General features: G+C 51.5%; 8 protein-coding genes. 3 read left to right on the forward strand and 5 right to left on the reverse strand.

Annotated elements, in window-relative coordinates; genetic code table 11:
* Positions 1–17 precede the first annotated feature (17 nt).
* Together MJO52_RS12390 and MJO52_RS12395 are read right to left on the reverse strand one after the other, a co-directional pair.
* Entirely contained in the window at positions 18–275 is a 258-nt protein-coding gene (locus MJO52_RS12390; RefSeq protein WP_252081970.1) for a glutaredoxin family protein, read from the reverse strand.
* Positions 272–1,153 carry an FHA domain-containing protein gene (locus MJO52_RS12395; protein ID WP_252081971.1) on the reverse strand — a complete coding sequence of 294 codons (882 nt, stop codon included), beginning with the start codon at positions 1,151–1,153 and terminating at the stop codon, positions 272–274. Before MJO52_RS12395 ends, MJO52_RS12390 begins: the two co-directional genes overlap by 4 nt.
* Positions 1,154–1,482: 329 nt before the next feature.
* Between MJO52_RS12395 and MJO52_RS12400 the strand changes: the two genes are divergently transcribed.
* Both MJO52_RS12400 and MJO52_RS12405 read left to right on the forward strand, forming a co-directional pair.
* Positions 1,483–2,415 (forward strand): PP2C family protein-serine/threonine phosphatase, encoded by a 933-nt coding sequence (locus MJO52_RS12400; protein ID WP_252081972.1) that lies wholly within the window; start codon positions 1,483–1,485, stop codon positions 2,413–2,415.
* Positions 2,416–2,432: 17 nt separating this feature from the next.
* Positions 2,433–4,778, forward strand: a complete 2,346-nt coding sequence (locus tag MJO52_RS12405) for a bifunctional serine/threonine-protein kinase/formylglycine-generating enzyme family protein (protein WP_252081973.1) — start codon at positions 2,433–2,435, stop codon at positions 4,776–4,778.
* 201 nt (positions 4,779–4,979) lie between these two features.
* Here MJO52_RS12405 and rlmKL read toward each other — a convergent pair whose 3' ends face one another.
* Positions 4,980–7,163, reverse strand: a complete 2,184-nt coding sequence (gene rlmKL, locus MJO52_RS12410; protein ID WP_252085999.1) for a bifunctional 23S rRNA (guanine(2069)-N(7))-methyltransferase RlmK/23S rRNA (guanine(2445)-N(2))-methyltransferase RlmL — start codon at positions 7,161–7,163, stop codon at positions 4,980–4,982.
* A 438-nt stretch (positions 7,164–7,601) separates the two neighbouring features.
* Between rlmKL and rmf the strand changes: the two genes are divergently transcribed.
* Positions 7,602–7,853, forward strand: a complete 252-nt coding sequence (gene rmf / locus MJO52_RS12415) for a ribosome modulation factor (protein WP_252081974.1) — start codon at positions 7,602–7,604, stop codon at positions 7,851–7,853.
* Between the two features lie 138 nt (positions 7,854–7,991).
* Here the strand turns inward: rmf and MJO52_RS12420 are convergent, their stop codons facing one another.
* Positions 7,992–9,029, reverse strand: a complete 1,038-nt coding sequence (locus MJO52_RS12420; RefSeq protein ID WP_252081975.1) for a quinone-dependent dihydroorotate dehydrogenase — start codon at positions 9,027–9,029, stop codon at positions 7,992–7,994.
* A 130-nt stretch (positions 9,030–9,159) separates the two neighbouring features.
* A complete protein-coding gene (locus MJO52_RS12425) occupies positions 9,160–14,076 on the reverse strand; it encodes an NAD-glutamate dehydrogenase (RefSeq protein WP_252086000.1) in 4,917 nt (1,638 codons plus the stop codon).
* Between the last annotated feature and the right edge of the window lie 303 nt (positions 14,077–14,379).

Here is a 14,379-nt window from a genome sequence, read left to right on the forward strand (position 1 = left end):
CAATAAATGACGGGCGCCTAACCAATTCGTTTGGCCAACCAAGCTTGCAGCTGCGATTGCTGAAAGGGCCATGCATAAGTGTCTTCAGGATCACCGAGCCCCACCACGGGTATCAAAAGACTAAAGCGCTCGAATAAATTGTCATCATCGGCAATATCTACCTCCCTTAAACGCAACCCAAACTGCTCGAGCAGGGGCCATATTTCCAGCTTGGCCTTTTCGCACAGGCTGCATCCAAGGGTGGTATAGAGCAGCAATTCACGGGGCGAACTCATGAGAACACTCCCAGGTTATTAACCCAAAAATATCCGGCAGCACCGGAAACCAATAACAGAGTCAAGCCCAAGGCTTTTATAGGGATACGTGGCTGAAGTTTTTCCTCCTGGGGCTCAGCCATACTTGGGCTCTCTTCCCGCAGCCCGGCGATAGAAGCCGAGAAGGATCTCTGAGTGACATCTTCAGCTGTCACTTCACCTGAGCCAATTTTTGGAGACTTCATAAGATGTGAAGAGATTGCAGGGCGCACTGCTGTGCGATCAAGATCATCCGCAGGGCCCACAACAGAAAAACTCAACGAATCAAACCGCAGTTCATCGCCTCTTCGCACACGGCTTTCCGTGATCCGTCGACCATTGACGAATGTCCCGTTGGCCGAGCCGAGATCAATTGCGAACAGCAACCCTTCACGCACCTCCAACCTTGCATGGCGACGTGAAAGGTGTGACAAGGAAAAAGTGATATCGCACTCCTCGGAGCGCCCCACCACCGCGCCACCCTTCACAGGAAACACTTTCCCCGCTATCGCCTTGTGATTTGCCCGTAGCGCCCAGGCGGTATTTTTCGACTTGCTCGAATTAAGCTTTGCTACTTTGGGGTCAATAATTTGTAGTGTTCGAGTACCGATTGTTATCTGATCGTTCAGCTTGATTCGACAGGCTGATGCCATCGGCTTCCCATTAACCAGTACATGGGAGTCTCCAGAAACATTCCCCAGGGTAAGCTGCCCCCCCTTAATCGCGATCTTTAGATGTAACTTCGCAATCGAGTCATCCGGTATACACAGATCACAACCCTGATCTCGCCCCACCGTTACACCGGGGGCCACCAACCAAACACTCTGGCCAGAATCGTTTACATCACAAAGTTTTAGCATTGATCACGCTCCTCAGCCCTAAGGAGACTGAATATAGGGCAGCCTAAATAAAGGGACTGTCCCAATTAACAGTAAAACCTGAAAAAAATTTGCAGATTGAAGATAAAACCGAGTTTAACACGGGCAATATCATTAGCGTGTGATTGGGTTTGCAGCTTACAATGGCGCAAAGGTCTAATATCCGGCTCAGGCAGGGATGACCAATTCAGCTGCCATTGGTGTCGTTGGGTAAAGTACACTTGCAGCACCACAAGGAAAAGACGGATCTTTGCCGAATCGGCTATCACCGTCAGTAACGATGAGAAACCATAACAGGTAGTTGCACGCCAGTGAGTGAAGCCAAAGTTCGCGAGGTATCGCGGCACAGCGAAGTAGTTCAACACACCCCAAGTGCTACACGTAGCGCTGGCGCCACTCATCCCGGCTACCGGCGAGAGCAGAATGAAGATGCCTATTGGGCTGATGAGGAAAAAGGCATTTGGGTTGTCGCCGATGGTTTGGGCGGACACCACGCCGGCGAGATTGCCAGTCAGACCGTAGTAGAAGAAATCCAACAGTGCGCGTCAACTGACCGCCACTATGAACGCGCCCTACAAAGGGCCCACGCCCTACTGCTTGGTGATGAGCACAGCACTGCCAATATGGGCTCAACCGCAGTAGTGCTCGCCGAGGAAGGCGATTACTATCACATCTATTGGGTTGGAGATAGCCGAGCTTACCTCTGGACACCGGGCGACAAAAACGGCGAACTCAGCCAACTGACAAGTGATCACTCCTATGTTCAGATGCTGATGGATTCTGGTGCCATCAACTCAGAGGAAGCCGCAACCCATCCAAATCGCCACGTTATTACCCGATGTATCGGCGGTAGTACCAACCCCAAGCTCGAAGTTGACCGGGTATCTCATCGCTGGAGCTCAGGACAAAAACTTCTACTTTGCAGCGATGGACTCAGTTCCGAAGTACCCAATGAAAAAATAAACCGGATCATCGCTGAAAACCCCAATAACCACCAAATAGTTGAGCTTCTCATAAACGCAGCCCTTGATGCCGGTGGCAAGGACAATATCACCGTTCAAATTATCGAAGCACCAGCTATCGCCCCTCCCCCAAGCTTTTCGCAAGAATCTCACAGCAGAACTGCACAAAACGAAACTAATGGTGACAGCCAAAGTAATAGAAGCTGGCGACCACTTCTGGTCTTGCTTGCTGCTTGCGGAGCAATTGCTGCACTGGCAGGCGGAATATTCCAGCTATTTTAACGAGGCCATAGCACACCATGGAGCTCGTAAAGAGTGGCAATTCTTCGCTACAAATCCCCGGCTATCGCATCCTCCGCAAAATTAACCAGGGTGGCATGTCCACGGTATACCTAGCCATTCAGCGCAGTGTCGGCCGCCAAGTGGCCCTCAAGGTAATGTCGCCGGTTCTCAATGCCGACCCAATTTTCAGTGAGCGATTTCAACGGGAAGCCAACATTGTCGGACAGCTCTCCCATCCAAATATCGTTGGTATCCATGATATTGGACGCTACCGCAGCCTTAACTATATCGCCATGGACTATATGGCTGGGGGCTCTGTTTCTGAAAGACTCGCCAAAGGGCCATTGGAGCCACTGGAAGCCCTCAATGTTGTACGCCAAATCGCCATGGCCTTGGACCACTCCCACAGCAAGGGGTATGTGCACAGGGACCTAAAACCAGAAAATATACTGTTTCGGGAGGATGGCTCTGCCGTATTGAGTGATTTTGGCGTGGCGCGCGCTGTTGCACATACCACAAGAATGACCAATAGCGGCATGGTGGTAGGCACACCACACTATATGAGCCCCGAGCAGGCCAGAGGTAATGCTATTGACGGCCGGGCCGATCTCTACAGCCTAGGTGTTGTCTTTTATGAAATGCTCACTGGTGCTGTCCCCTACCAAGCAGAGGAAGCGGTGGCTATTGCCATCAAGCACCTGACCGACCCCATCCCCAAGTTACCTGCTCGGCACGCGCTATACCAGCCGATCATTGATCGCGCCCTGGCCAAAGAGCCGGCCAAACGATTTCAACGGGGCTTGGATGTCGCAGATGCAACCGATCAGATAGTTACAACCCTAGCCGGCAAGCCCAGCCAGCAAATCAGCCAGTTAAACAACGCCTCTGTCGGTGTTTCCAGTCTAGCCCGTGCACTTTTTCTCACTCTTTTAAGCAGCCTCCGGGATCGCTTTATTAAAGGCTGGCAGGTGAGACTGGAAAACCCCCAGCAAGTGGACTCCGTACGCAAAGATCAGGATACCCTGGTGCGTTTACGACAGCTGGTCAGTGAACCAACAAAGCACAGGCGCCCATGGGCACTAACCGCCATCACCGCCATTACGCTACTCTTTGGCTGGAGCGTTCATAGCACTTTCAGTGGTAAGGAAACTTGGCTTAGCCAGATCACTTTTTCCGACAGCGCAAGACGCCATACCTCCGATACTACGCCCAGCACGCCCAGCGCCGATCGCTCTGAAGAAGTACAAGTCAGAGATGTAGAGAAGCCTCCAGTTAAAGATCTGGTACAGACACAAGGGCAGGAGATCTCTCAAGGTGATTCCGTAAACAACCAATCCCCGGAAAATTCACTATCGGGCAATCTACCCACCCAAAACTCGGCTGTGCTTTCACAGGAGGAGCCAAACTCAGTACCAAAGTTTGCATTTACGGTCAAAACTGAGCCCGAAGATGCCCGCGTGCGTATTATGAATATAAGTCCGCGCTATGCACCGGGTATTCAACTAGAGCCCGGGCGATACGATGTAGAGGTCAGCAAACCCGGCTATGACCGCTATCGTAATTGGATCATTATTGAGGATCAGAACCACCAGCTTTCGGTAAAGCTACAAAAAGCCTATTTTGCCGGAAAGAAAATACGCTCCAAGCTCTCCTCCGGCGGTCAGGGCCCTCAGATGATCGTAGTAGGCTCGGGAGAATTTATGATGGGCAGCAATAAGCGCAGTAATAGCCGCCCCGAGCACCAAGTAAAAATTCCCAAACCGTTTGCCATTTCAACTCAAGAAATCACTTTTGAGGATTATGACCGCTTTGCTCTCGCCACAGGCATTAATCAACCCAGTGACTCAGGCTGGGGCCGAGGGAGGCGACCGGTCACCAATATTACCTGGTGGGATGCACAAAAATATGTTGAGTGGCTTTCAAAGCAAACGGGGCAAAAATATCGTTTACCCAGCGAGGCCGAGTGGGAATATGCAGCCCGCGCAGGAACTGACCAAACTTTCTGGTGGAAAAGCAGCGATGCAAGGGGAAAAGCCAATTGCAGGCGCGGATGTGACAGTGAATTTAACAGCCTCTTTATCACGAAAACCGGACCGGTAGCGAATTACCAAGCCAACCCTTTTGGACTATACGATACGGCCGGCAATGCGGCAGAGTGGGTGCAAGACTGTTACCAACCCGGTTATGATAAAAACCACAACACATCTGCACCACTGAAAATCAAAAACTGTCAGTTACGCAGCGTTCGCGGTGGCTCAATGCGGGACCCATCTAGCAGAATTGGGGCAGATTATCGCAAGGGCCTCAATGAAAATAGTCGTGCAAAGGATGTAGGAATGCGGATTGTTATGGAACTTTATTGACCAACCCCAGGCTACTTTCGAAGCAAAAAATAACCCTGATTTTCATTGAGCCTCTGCCAATGGCTTTTGATTTACACCAGCTAAATAGTGATACAGAAATTCTTTATAATCTAACCCAATGACTGCCAGCAGCGGCAACACTTCCCTGTGCCGCATTAACTCACCGCATCATTCAGACCCTAGGCTAGCAGCCAACTCCCACTACTTAGCCCGAACTTCCCAAACGTTGTGGATTTTAGGGTTGCGTTGAAAATCCTTATCCAACAACTGTAAAGGCTGCACAGCAAAGGCATCTGTAATCGCCACATCCATTTTAAAACTGCGCAAATTATTGGAAAAAATCAGAGTGCCCCCCGGGGCCAATAATGCCATGCATTGGCTGATCAGCTTGGCGTGGTCGCGCTGAATATCCAGCACTCCGCGCATTTTGGCCGAATTGGAAAAGCTCGGGGGATCGAGGAAGATCAGGTCGTAATGGCCTTTGCGATTTTGTTGGGCCGATGCCAACCACTGCAGGCAATCAGCTTCCACCAGCTGGTGCTTATAAGGATCCATACCATTTGCACGGAAGTTTCGCGCAGCCCAGGATTGATAGGTTTTGGACATATCCACACTGGTACTTTGTACGCTGCCACCCAAAGCAGCTTGTACAGTGGCTGTTGCGGTATAGCAAAACAGGTTGAGAAATTTCTTCCCAGAGGATATCTCGCGCAGGTGCTTTCTCACCGGGCGATGATCTAGGAACAGCCCTGTATCCAAGTAGCGCCATAAATCCACTTCCAGCTCAGCGCCGTACTCCTGCACCTGCAAGCTAGCCCTTTCGTCAACCTGTTTTTGATACTGGCCAGCACCCTTTTGGCCACCTTTATGGCTGTGGCGGCGACGCTCCTTGATACTAATTTTCCCTCTAGGCAGCTCCAATACGGATTGCACGGCTCTCAACAGATCCCTTAACCGATTGCGCGCCTTACCCTCATCAATACTGGCCGGCGGGCGGTACTCCTGGAGGTGAGCGTAGAGCTCCCCTTCTAAGGTGCGATATAAATCTACTGCAGCGGCGTACTCCGGTAAGTCAGCATCGTAGAGCCTATAACAGTCAATGCCGTTTCTGGATGCCCACTTGCCTGTTGTGCGCAAATTTTTGCGCAATCGATTGGCCACCATTTCAGCTTCTGGGGAAAGCTTGCGTTCCTTGAGTGCGCTCTCAGCCTGCCCCCCCTGTTCGCGCACCTGAAACAACAACAACTGACTGGGGATTGAGCCGTTATACAACTGGTAGTGCTTGTGAGAGCGTAGCCCGGTGGAATATCCCAACTCAGGGTTGCCGGTAAAAATTCCCACCTGCCAACCGGGAAACTCCGCCTTTAACTGCTTACCCAACTCGGCGTAGGTTTCTCGCAGAGCCTCCTGCTCACCAAGGCGTTCACCATAGGGGGGGTTGGTCAATACCAAACCAGTATTGATCTCCCGATGACTCGGAACCTTGAATGCGGCGACCGGCCGGCAACTCACCCGCACTTGGCGCTCCAATCCCGCCCTATCAATATTGGCTTCGGCAGCAAATAGCACCCTAGCATCGGCATCATAACCGCGAATTTCCGGCAAAGGCTTCCCCAAACCGGCAACGCGACGCTGCAGAGCCTCTTCACGAAGCTCATTCCAAATGTCGCTCTGATGGTTGAGCCAGCGCTCAAAACCAAAACTCTCACGGAAGAGACCCGGAGCAATATCAGCAGCCATCATGGCCGCTTCAATCAAAATAGTGCCCGAACCACACATTGGATCCAGCAGAGCCCCGCCCTCAGCCGCAATCTGCGGCCAACGAGCGCGCAATAATAGGGCTGCAGCCAGGTTTTCCTTGAGGGGGGCAGCACCGATATGCGTTCGGTAGCCCCTTTTATGCAAGCTATCCCCACTGAGATCTATGGCAATATCCAGCCTGTCCCGCTGCAGTCGCAAAGCCACAGTCAGGTCGGGATTGTGCTTATCAATACTCGGTCTCGCCCCGGTTTTATCACGCAAGCGATCAACGATGGCATCTTTTGTTTTTTGGGCTCCGAACTGACTATTACGGATTTCCCGATTTGTCCCCGAAAACTGCAACCACAGTTTGCCCGAAGGGCCAATATGCTCCTCCCACGGCTGTGCAGCCACCGCCCGGTAGAGGTCTTCAGCATCACCGATGCGAACCTGATCGAGTTGCAGCAAAATCCGGTTTGCCAGGCGACTCCACAGACAGCAACGATAAGCAAGCTTCAAGGAGCCTGCAAAATGTATGGCCGCAGGCTGCTCCCGAAGGACCTTAGCCCCCAGAGACCCAAGCTCTACAGCAAGTAAGCTTTCCAATCCTTTCGGACATGTCGCAGTAAACTTAAATTCTTCTATACGTGAGTCGATCAAAACTTTTACTCGATAACCCCTAGCATCAGGGGGATAAATATGGCGCCCCTTGGCGCAAATTAGATTTTCAAGAGCCTGGTTGACATACCCAGAGGTCAGTATTCCCCTCTACAGGCCAGATTTTCTGGCGCGATTATCCCACTTTGTAGCAGCGGAGCCTATGTAGTCGGGATATCTTGCTAGTGTCTACACAGTCACCCCGACTTTTAAATGCTTCTCTGTAGATATCTTGAGAGCGACACCCAACCATTTTCCGATTTTGCTGTCTCCACCATATTCTTGCTATGTGGGAAGCGATAGGAGTCACACAACTGCCCGCGCAAAAGTTTCGCTAAGCTTTAATTGTCGATGCAACAAAACCGTAATAAGCATCCAACGGACTGCGCCGCAGTTCGTAAATCTACAAGCAGAGGTGCCGTATAGATGAAACGCCAAAAACGCAATCACGCCGAAAGGGCTTTCTACAAAGGGTATTTGGCAGCCCTGAACAATAAGTCTATAGATAGCTGTCCCTTTGTCGAAAATGACCCACACCAGGAGTGGGTAAACGGCTGGCGTGAAGGGCGGGAAGATTACTGGAATGGCTTTGACAGGACTACCAAGGCGCAAAAACTGGAAATCTATGGCGCCATTTCCACCGATATTCAATATCCAGACGGCTGGAGTACTATTTAGCCTGCGGGAAAGGTGCAGGCTCACCTGCACCTTTTACACGACCACCACCAGGCTGCACCTGCATCCCTCTGAACCCGTTCGACGTAAAGATGAATTCAACATCTCAATCTAGTTTAATCGGACCAGGCAATACTGGCGCTATTCACCAGCTGAGCGACGACGCTCCATAGCTATAGACTCCACCGCTTCGCGAACAAGCTGCGGTCCCCGGTATATAAACCCGGTATAAACCTGTACGGCAGTTGCCCCTGCGCGAATTTTTTCTGCTGCACTGTCACCGTCGAAGATACCCCCAACACCAATAATAGGGATCTGCTTGTCCAGAGCCTTCGACAGCTGCGCAATAACCTCAGTGGAGCGGTGCTGCAGAGGCTTACCGCTCAGCCCACCCTGCTCGTTACCATGGGGCAGATTAGCCACAGATGACTTATCAATGGTGGTATTAGTGGCAATGACGCCATCAATACCGTATTCGCACAGAGCCTCGGCGATCTGCTCTATGGCATCCCTTTCCATATCTGGCGCGATTTTTACCGCAACGGGCACGTAGCGATCGCTCTTTTGGGCCAGTTCCGCCTGCTTCTCCTTGATACTTCCCAGCAGCCTGTTGAGGCTCTCACCAAACTGCAGGTCCCGCAGCCCCTTGGTGTTCGGCGAAGAAACATTGGCGGTGATGTAATCCGCATAGGGATACACCTTTTCCATACAGAGCCGGTAATCATCCGCCGCCTTTTCTACCGGAGTGTCGAAGTTTTTACCAACATTGATTCCCAAAACACCCTTGTAACGGCGGTGCTTCACTCTGTCGATTAAGTAGTCAACACCCTGGTTGTTAAACCCCATACGGTTGATAATGGCACCCGCCTCTTCCACACGGAACAGTCGTGGCAACGGGTTACCCGGCTGTGGGCGTGGGGTCACGGTGCCAACTTCAACAAAACCGAAACCCAAAGCACCCAAACCGTTAAAAGCCTGGGCATTCTTATCCAGTCCTGCAGCCAGACCAACAGGGTTAGGTAGGGTCAACCCCATCAGCTCTACCGGGTCGTGAGCGACTGCCTGTTTGAAAAAAGACATCAGGCCAAGGCGCTCAACGGCACCAATTGCATCCAGAGAGAGGTGGTGAGCCCGCTCGGGATCGAGCGCAAACAGAGCTTTACGCAGAGTTGAATACATACCTTTCCTTACGTGGGGACTGAACCCGTCCGCCAGGAGTCAACGAACGGAGATAGAATTTCATTGCCACCCGTGAAATAGCGCCGAGGAGAACTAACCTCCTAGCGCAATTTCCCGAACTCACTTCGGCCTACTCAGCCAGGGTTTCGCGGTCTGCAGTTGCATGGGCAAGGTACATCAACTCGCGCAGCGCTACTGTAAACATCGCAAAATCACCGACGGCAGCTGCCTTCAGCTCGGCAATCATGTTGTGCCAACGCTGAATAGCCGGCGCCATAATAGCGCCCCAGCGCAACATTGCACTATCTACTTCCAATTTCTCCACAGTGGCAAGGCGCAGGATATTCACTGCCAGGGTGGCGAGCTGGCTGTCTAAGTCATCCATACTCGTTTCGCGAGCCTGGGCTTGCCAGAAGCTGTCCACCGGTAGATCGACAATCAAATTGCCAAACCAGTGTAGGTTCAACTCGTCAGAGAGACTGAAATAGACTTTGGCCACCTCTTCTACAGGACGGTCACTGGCATAAGCAGATTCGGAAATGCCCAGTGCCGAATAAAGGTAGGTCGGGGATGCTGATAGCAGGGCAATCTCCTCTGGCAGCCCCGCCTCCAATAATTTTTGATAGCGCTGTTCCCACTCACCCAGCGGGGCACCACTCAGGACTTTTGGCAAGGCCTTGATCACTCTCTGCACCTGTGACTGGAACAGTGCGCAGTTCTGCCCCGGCTCCAGATCACTGCGACGATTGCGCAGGAACCAGCGGGTGGCACGGCGGACCCGACCGATCATGGAGTTGAGCAACTCGGTCTGCAGCTCGGCCGGTACTTTGTAGTCCAATTCAGCCAGTTGCTGCTGGAATTCCACCATCTTATAAACATCGCGGGCACTGATATAAGCCGCAGCGACATCATTGACATCTGCGCCTGTTGCCGTGCTGATGCGGTTGTAGAAGGTGATTCCCATGCTGTTCACCATTTCGTTGGCCACCTGGGTGGAAACGATCTGGCGCAGTAGGGGGTGCTCGTAAACCTGGCCCTTATAACGCTCCACCAATGCCGAAGGAAAAGCGGATTCCGCGGCTTCACGCACCCGGGGGTTATCCGTGATTTCCGCCTCTTGAAGCTCCTCTTTTAACTTCACCTTCACATAAGAAATCAAAACGGAAAGTTCCGGCCGGGTCAGGGTCTGCCCCTTATGTACCCGATCGGAAATCTGCTCGTTATCGGGGATAAACTCCAGAGCCCGATTCAGTCGACCGTCATCTTCCAGGGTATTAATAGTGCGGCGGTATTCGTCAAGGCGTTTGGAAACCTGGTATTCCGCCACACTCAATGCACGAGTTTGATCATAGTTATTGTGCAGCACCAGATCACTCACGGAGTCTGTCATACCATGCAGCAGCTCATTGCGCTGCTTCTCGGTCAAGTCACCGTTGGCAACAACTTTATCGAGGAGAATCTTGATATTCACCTCATGGTCGGAACAGTCCACTCCTGCCGCGTTATCGATAAAGTCGGTGTTACAGCGGCCGCCATTGAGGGCAAATTCGATACGTCCTTGTTGGGTCATACCAAGGTTGCCACCCTCACCAAAAACTTTGGCACGCAACTCAGCACCATTAACCCGCAGATGGTCGTTGGATTTGTCACCCACCTCACTGTCAGATTCAGTCCCGGCTTTTACATAAGTACCAATGCCACCATTCCAGATTAAATCAACCGGCGCACGCAGCAGTGCGCTGATTAATTCGTTTGGCGTGAGTCGGTCTTCTTTGATATCGAAGGCTTCTTTCATTTCAGGTGTGATGCTAATTGCCTTCACCCGGCGCTCAAAAACACCGCCCCCTTTGGAAATGAGAGTGCGATCGTAATCCCTCCAGCTGGAGCGAGGCAGCTCAAACAGGCGCTTGCGTTCTTCAAAGCTAGCCGCTGCATCAGGGCTTGGGTCGATAAAAATATGCATGTGGTTGAAGGCAGCCTTCAACTGAATATGCTCAGATAGCAACATACCGTTGCCAAAGACATCCCCACCCATGTCGCCAATACCGATGACAGAGAAGTCCTCTTTCTGAACATCCACCCCCATCTCGCGGAAGTGCCTCTGTACAGATACCCAGGCACCGCGCGCGGTGATTCCCATCTTCTTGTGGTCGTAACCCTGACTACCACCTGAGGCAAAGGCATCCCCCAGCCAAAAACCGTAGTCCTCAGCAATACCATTGGCGATATCGGAAAAAGTCGCAGTTCCCTTATCTGCAGCCACTACCAGATAGGGGTCATCCTCATCCCTGCGCACCACTTGCTTAGGCGCTACTATCTCACCATTTTTCAGATTGTCGGTGATATCTAGTAAACCGCGAATAAAGGTTTTGTAACAGGAAATACCCTCTTCCAGCATGGCTTCACGACTGCCATCCACCGGAGGACGCCGCACAACGAAACCGCCCTTGGCTCCACTGGGGACAATAACGGCATTTTTTACAGCCTGGGCCTTCACCAACCCCAACACCTCGGTGCGGAAATCTTCTAAACGATCGGACCAACGCAAGCCGCCACGGGCTACCTTACTACCGCGCAGGTGAACACCTTCCACTCTGGGGGAGTAAACGAAGATTTCAAATTCCGGGCGAGGTTCGGGAATACCGGGAATATCCCGCGGGCTGAATTTAATAGAGATGTAGTCTTTAGGCTGTCCGTCAGCACCCGCCTGGAAGAAGTTGGTCCGCAAAGTAGCCAAGATCAATTCGAGATAACGACGCAGCACCAAGTCTTCGTTGAGATTTTCAACAGCATCCAAACCGTCATGAATCTTAGCGATTAATCGCTCAACTCGTGTTTGCTCCTGCTTGCCACTGCTAAGACGCGGGTCAAACAATGCGCGGAACAAAGCCACTAGGTTGCGGGTAATTTCAACTTGATTGGCCAAAGTCGCAGCAATAAAGCTCTGGCTAGCGCTAGATTTTGTTTGTTTCAAATAGCGGGCGTAGGCACGCAACATAGAAACCTCTCGCCAATTCAGGCGAGCCGCCAGCACCAGGCGGTTAAAAGCATCACTTTCCGCAGTGTGATTCCAAATAGCAGCGAACGCATCCTGGAACAGCCCGCGCGATGCTTGGGCATCAACTTTTGTTGGAAGGCCAAACTCCAGGTGGAACTCATGCATCCATACATCACTACTGCCACAAGGACGAATGGTGTATGGGAACTCCCCCATAACCCTAAGACCGAGATTTTCTAATACTGGGATCACATCGGAGAGGGTTAAGCCGCTACCCCAGTTAAACACCTTAAAGCGCAAGCTGCCCTGGGCCGCACCTACCGGCTGGTAGAAACTCATGGCCACCCGGTTGTTTTCGTTGAGATTCTGGATTGCTGCCACATCCTGTACAGCGATACGCGGCTCAAAATCCTCACGGTAACCAGCGGGAAAGGCACGACCAAAGATACGGAAAAGTCGGTTACCCTCTTCCTCTCCACTGCTTTCAACTAAGGATCTTTGAAAAACGTCTTCCCAGGAACGGGTAATATCCACAATCTGCGCCTCCAACAGCGCTACATCTATATCGACAGGTTCATCGGGCGAGATGCGGAATACAAAATGCACACGCGCGAGAATGGATTCAGAAAAATAAGTCGTAAAGTCTGATTCTTTGGCTTTAATTGCCTTGGAAATATGGGAGCAGATCAATTCACGTACGTTACTGTTGAATTGATCTCTAGGCACATACACAGTGGCCGTAACAAATTTTCCAAAAAGGTCTCTACGCATAAACAGGCGAACATGAGCACGCTCATTTAAACTGAGCACTCCCATCACCACTTTAAACAGGTCCTGACTACTACTTTGGAACAATTCATCGCGGGGGAAGGTATCCAAAATACGGCGCAACGCCTTGCCATCGTGGCCATAACCGGAAAGGCCACTGGACTCGATAATGGAAGCCATCTTACGTCGGATAATTGGGATTTTGGCAGGACTCTCTGTGTACACTGGCGAGGTGTATAGCCCCATAAATGCCGACTCTCCAATTACCTCACCCTCGGCGTTGTAGCGTTTGATCATCACATAATCTGAGTAGGCGCTGCGATGCACACGGGATTTCACTGAGGATTTGGCAAAAGTCAGATAGTTGGGGCCCTGGTAAAAGCGCTGCTTACCCTCGCTAAAGGCGGCTTCGAGCATTGGTGCTGCAGACTCTTCCAGTTTTTTGAAAATACCCAGGCGGCGATCTTCCACCTCACTAAGAATTTTCTTGTCATCAACCTGACTGAACTCGTATTCCCGGTAGCCAAGGAAGGTAAAGTTACCATCGCGCATCCACTGCAGAAACGCACAGGCCTCGAGAAGATTGGTGTCGTCCTCCGAAACCCCAGCTTTCAGCTGCCCTTCCATACCCCCACAGGTCTCGAGCATCGGCGCATAATCATCCACTACCAGCTCTACATCACCTAGAACATCTTTCAGCGCCGCACTGAGTTCCGAGGCAAACTTGGCGGAAGTGTCATGGTTGACCTCAATATAAATGAGGGCCTCACTGACCAGCTTCGATCCCTTGGCGGGCTTATGATCCTTGGCCGTAACATGGTCGAAAGATAGATTTGGAATTTCATCCCGTGGAGGCAGTAGGTGTTTTAATTTGCCACTGGCACTGCGCTCTAGTTTTAACACCGTACTCTTAATGGAATGAATAACCGTGTTTCTCTGGTTGACCTCCATACGCACCGAGTCCACCAGGAAAGGCATATCTCGCACCAACAGCCCAATTACAGTGTGCGAGCATTCCCAGCCATCGTCTTCCAGGCGTGGATTGAAGATCCGTACCTTCGGCAGGCCGTCAGAACGTTGTTGGATAAAGTTCCACCAGGTGTAGATACAACCGTAGATATCTACCAGGCGTCGGCCCTGCAGGTCTTCCAGCGGGTACTGGTGCAGGAACTGCTGCGCAAAAGCCACTACTGGTTCTGCATCAGATGCCAACTTGTCGCGAATCAGCTCACAAATCTGTGCTACCAATTCTTCACGGCTTTCGGTAATCACCGTCGCCATATTCACGGGGAACCTCCCAATCTCATTTTTGTCACATCGAATCCAATGACTGTAGATCCGAAAAGATCGTCATCTCATCCCTGAAGTGCTGCAGGGACGAGTCCTAAAAATTAAACTTTCACGTAACCTTGTAAGTGGCACTGGTGCCACCGAAAAAATGTCGCCTAAAAAGTGGGCTTGGGCGCGGTGGTTGCCTCTTCCTCTGGTGCCGTTAAAATCAACAGGCCCCACCGCTTTGGCGGCGACTATATATAAAAGATGGTAGATAGCCACCCGAATGAATAGGGCGGGTACATTTGTAGA

Origin of the sequence: Microbulbifer variabilis (assembly GCF_023716485.1) — a bacterium.
GTDB lineage: Bacteria > Pseudomonadota > Gammaproteobacteria > Pseudomonadales > Cellvibrionaceae > Microbulbifer > Microbulbifer variabilis_B.

Excerpts from the sequence above, each read along its gene's own strand:
- MJO52_RS12405 (WP_252081973.1), top strand. The coding sequence starts at position 2,433 with ATGGAGCTCGTAAAGAGTGGCAATTCTTCGCTACAAATCCCCGGCTAT.
- MJO52_RS12390 (WP_252081970.1), bottom strand. The coding sequence starts at position 275 with ATGAGTTCGCCCCGTGAATTGCTGCTCTATACCACCCTTGGATGCAGC.
- MJO52_RS12395 (WP_252081971.1), bottom strand. The coding sequence starts at position 1,153 with ATGCTAAAACTTTGTGATGTAAACGATTCTGGCCAGAGTGTTTGGTTG.
- rmf (WP_252081974.1), top strand. The coding sequence starts at position 7,602 with ATGAAACGCCAAAAACGCAATCACGCCGAAAGGGCTTTCTACAAAGGG.
- MJO52_RS12425 (WP_252086000.1), bottom strand. The coding sequence starts at position 14,076 with ATGGCGACGGTGATTACCGAAAGCCGTGAAGAATTGGTAGCACAGATT.
- MJO52_RS12420 (WP_252081975.1), bottom strand. The coding sequence starts at position 9,029 with ATGTATTCAACTCTGCGTAAAGCTCTGTTTGCGCTCGATCCCGAGCGG.